Origin of the sequence: Microcystis sp. LEGE 08355 (genome assembly GCF_015207185.1) — a bacterium.
Taxonomy (GTDB): domain Bacteria; phylum Cyanobacteriota; class Cyanobacteriia; order Cyanobacteriales; family Microcystaceae; genus Microcystis; species Microcystis panniformis.
Map to the genome: position 1 here is coordinate 1 of NZ_JADEXI010000421.1, position 4,111 is coordinate 4,111.

At 42.2% G+C, this 4,111-nt stretch carries 2 protein-coding genes; one reads left to right on the forward strand and one right to left on the reverse strand.

The features are described from left to right. Positions 1-261 precede the first annotated feature (261 nt). The gene (gene gatB, locus IQ242_RS18295; protein ID WP_193960952.1) at positions 262-1,734 is read right to left on the reverse strand and encodes an Asp-tRNA(Asn)/Glu-tRNA(Gln) amidotransferase subunit GatB; all 1,473 of its coding nucleotides are present in this window, start codon (positions 1,732-1,734) and stop codon (positions 262-264) included. Positions 1,735-2,450: 716 nt separating this feature from the next. Here gatB and IQ242_RS18300 point away from each other — a divergent pair. Beyond that, the gene (locus IQ242_RS18300; protein ID WP_193960953.1) at positions 2,451-3,980 is read left to right on the forward strand and encodes a pyruvate kinase; all 1,530 of its coding nucleotides are present in this window, start codon (positions 2,451-2,453) and stop codon (positions 3,978-3,980) included. Positions 3,981-4,111 lie beyond the last annotated feature (131 nt).

Here is a 4,111-nt window from a genome sequence, read left to right on the forward strand (position 1 = left end):
ATCAGTTATCAGTTATCAGTTATCAGTTATCAGTTATCAGTTATCAGTTATCAGTTATCAGTTATCAGTTATCAGTTATCAGTTATCAGTTATCAGTTATCAGTTATCAGTTATCAGTTATCAGTTACCAGTTATCAGTTATCAGTTACCAGTTATCAGATTTGAGTTTTAAGTTCACTGATTACTGTTTACTGTTTACTGATCACTGAAAAAAAGCTCCCCACTGATTACTGTTTACTGATTACTGATCACTGAATATAACTAACCAGAAAGTTTTTGATCTAAGATTTGGCTAGTTAATTTAGGATCGGCTTTACCGCCGCTTTTTTTCATGACTTGACCAACAAAAAATCCCTTAAGATTGGTTTTACCCGCCCGGAATTTTTCTAACTCGCTTGGATGGGCGGCGATAATTTCCTCGATCAGTTTTTCGATCGCAGAAGTGTCAGAAATTTGTATTAATCCTTTCTTTTCCACCAGTGCTTTGGGTGAACCGCCTTCGGTGAGAAGTTCTGGTAAAATTTCCTTAGCAATTTTGCCACTAATTGTTCCGGTTTCAATCAGTTTAACTAATTCAGCTAAGTCTGACGCTTGCAGGGCAATTTCTGTGATCGTCAGCTTATTATTATTCAAATAAGCGGCGATATCTTGACTGATCCAGTTAGCGACTAATTTCGCATTTGCCCCCGCAATTACAGCAGTTTCAAAATATTCGGCCACGGTGCGATCATCGGTTAAAACCCTGGCATCGTAGGCGGAAAGACCAAATTCTTCTTCATAACGACGACGTTTACGAGCGGGTAATTCCGGTAATTCTTCCGCCCAAGCTTTTAACTGTTCGGGGGAGACTTCTAGGGGGGGTAAATCCGGTTCGGGAAAATAGCGATAATCGCTAGAACCTTCTTTTTTCCGCATACTAATCGTCCGCTGAGTAGCTTCTTCCCAAAGACGGGTTTCTTGTACGATCAATTCCCCATTTTTTATCGCTTCAATTTGTCGATCAATCTCGTATTCTATGGCTTTTTGGATAGCACTAAAGGAGTTCATATTTTTAATTTCTACCTTAGTCCCAAACTTTTTAGTGCCTTTTTTGCGAACGGAAATATTGACATCGCAGCGCAGGGAACCTTCCTGCATATTACCGTCACTGATGCCGAGATAACGCACTAAACGCCGCAATTCTTGGGCATATTCCGCCGCTTCGGCCCCGGTGCGTAAATCCGGTTCCGAGACAATTTCCAATAATGGTACACCTGTACGATTAAAATCCACGAGGGAATGGGTGGAACCGGAGAGACGTTCGCTGCCCGCATGAACCAGTTTTCCCGCGTCTTCTTCCATGTGCAGACGGGTAATGCCGATAATTTTGCGGCTAACTTCCTTAGTTTTTTTATCGACGATCTCGATTTCTAGTTGACCCTGTTCGACAATAGGGAGATCATACTGAGAAATTTGATAATTTTTCGGCAGGTCGGGATAAAAATACTGTTTGCGATCAAATTTGCTATGAGGTGTGATTTTACCATCGATAGCTAATCCCAGTTTAACAGCACTGGCCAGGACTTCTTGGTTAAGGACGGGTAATACCCCCGGATAACCCAAACAGACGGGACAGACGTTAGTATTGGGGGGACTATCGAAGTTGGTAGGACAGGAACAAAATATCTTGCTTTTGGTGTTGAGTTGACAGTGGGTTTCTAAACCGATAATTGCTTCGTATTCAGTGGCAGACATATTTTCTCGCTCTAGCCGACACAGGAATGATCTGTTTAATCATTATAGTCGCGATTCTGGAGCATTCCCTCCCTTCATAAAACTTAATACTGTAGTTACTAATCACTTTATGCACCTTTAAGTAGGTGGGTGGAATTAAATATAAAATGAACGTAGGTTGGGTTGAAGCATGAAACCCAACGCCCGCTCATGTTACGCTACCGCTAACCCATCCTACAAATAATTGTGCCTACCTACTTAATATAGCTCAAAAAAGATAATTTATTCAACTAATGTCCGCCATTATTTTTAATAATATCAAAGGCATAAGACAGGGAAACTTATCGATAATTTTTCACCGATAAACCTAACTTTTCTAGTATCGACCACCGACCACCGAAAACCAAAACTTCCCACCTCACCGTTAAGATAACCGACATAAATCGTAGCAAAAATTAACTTCTAGAGACGGGATATTTGCTTAGTATAGAAACAGAGAGATTATGTCCAAGAACTGACCCCATAACCAGCCAAAAGCAATATAAGCGGGGAAAGTGAGCATTTTCTAGGCAAATATTGCCTTAGTAAGTAGGTGGATGGAATTAAATATAAGATGAACGTAGGTTGGGTTGAAGCATGAAACCCAACGCCCGCTCATGTTACGCTACCGCTAACCCATCCTACAAATAATTGTGCCTCCCTGCTTAATTGACGATTTTTAATTTTTACTTGATTTTATGTCTTTAACTCTCTCAGAACAACTCAAACGAGAACAATTATCCTATCCCCAAACTCTCCTCCATCATCTGCAAAGGTTACGGCATTTTGTGACAGTAGAAGGAGAGGAGAAATTGCAGCAGTGGAAAAACCTGATTGAAAAGGATAATTTTGAACCTAGCACCCGTAATTTAGCCTATTATCTCGCCCTGAGACAAGAAGATATCCGGGATTTACAATTAGCTTTAATGCCCTGGGGATTATCTTCCCTAGGCCGGATTGAATCGAAAGTTTTACCGACCCTCGATGCCGTAATTGCCACTTTAGGGGCGGTTTGTCATCAAGAATCCTCATTATTACCCAAACATCCCCCTTTAGAGGCATTTTTCCAAGGAGATCAACTTTTAGCCTCCCATAGTGCCGAAGTTTTCGGTCTGCCTTCCCCCCGGCGTCGGGTGCGAATTATGGTGACAATGCCGACGGAAGCGGCAACCGACCCCGATTTTATCGCTCAATTACTGCGTTGCGGGATGGACTGTATTCGCATTAATTGCGCCCATGATGGACCCAAAGAGTGGCAGGGAATGATCGACAATCTGCGCGAGGCGGTCAAAAATCCCGAAAATTTAGTCAATGGACATACCTGTAAGGTTTATATGGACTTAGCCGGCCCAAAAATCCGTTTAGAACAGATTTTAGCCCCCCAGTCCCAAACCAGACTATATCAAGGGGATTTTCTCCTCTTAACCACCCAACCGCCCCATACTGCCCATCCTCAGTATTTTCAGGCTAATTGTTCCCAACCGGAAATTATTCCCCAAATTCCCGTCGGGGCGAAAGTTTGGATTGATGATGGTCATATTGGGGCTGAAGTTATTGCCATAATGCCGGAAGGTCTTTTACTAAAAATTACCCACGCTAGGGAGAAAGGGGAAAAACTCAAAGCAGATAAAGGCCTAAATTTCCCCGATACCGTCTTAAATATCGATCCTTTGACCGCAAAAGACCGGCAAGATTTAGATTTTATTGCCGAAAATGCCGATATTATCGGTTACTCTTTTGTACAAAAAGCCAGCGATATCGAGACACTACAGCTAGAGTTACAAAGTCGTTTGGGGGATGCTTGGCGACAAAAAGCAATCGTGGCCAAAATAGAAACACCTTTAGCCGTGAAAAATCTTCCCGAATTAATCATCCATGCCGCCGGTAAACAACCTTTTGGGGTGATGATTGCCCGGGGTGATTTGGCTGTAGAAATTGGCTATCAAAGACTAGCAGAAATTCAAGAGGAAATTCTCTGGTTATGCGAAGCGGCCCATATTCCGGTAATTTGGGCCACCCAAGTCCTAGAAAATCTGGTCAAGAAAAGTATTCCTTCCCGGGCCGAGATTACCGATGCCGCTATGGCCGAAAGGGCCGAATGTGTCATGCTTAATAAGGGGGAATATATCCGGGAAGCGGTGACAATTCTCGATGATGTTTTACAAAGAATGCAGACCCACCAAGCTAAAAAAACGCCCCAATTACGCGCTCTCCATTCTTGGGTTTAAGCAGTTTCAGTTATCAGTTATCAGTTATCAGTTATCAGTTATCAGTTATCAGTTATCAGTTATCAGTTATCAGTTATCAGTTATCAGTTATCAGTTATCAGTTATCAGTTATCAGTTATCAGTTATCAGTT

Excerpts from the sequence above, each read along its gene's own strand:
- gatB (WP_193960952.1), bottom strand. The coding sequence starts at position 1,734 with ATGTCTGCCACTGAATACGAAGCAATTATCGGTTTAGAAACCCACTGT.
- IQ242_RS18300 (WP_193960953.1), top strand. The coding sequence starts at position 2,451 with ATGTCTTTAACTCTCTCAGAACAACTCAAACGAGAACAATTATCCTAT.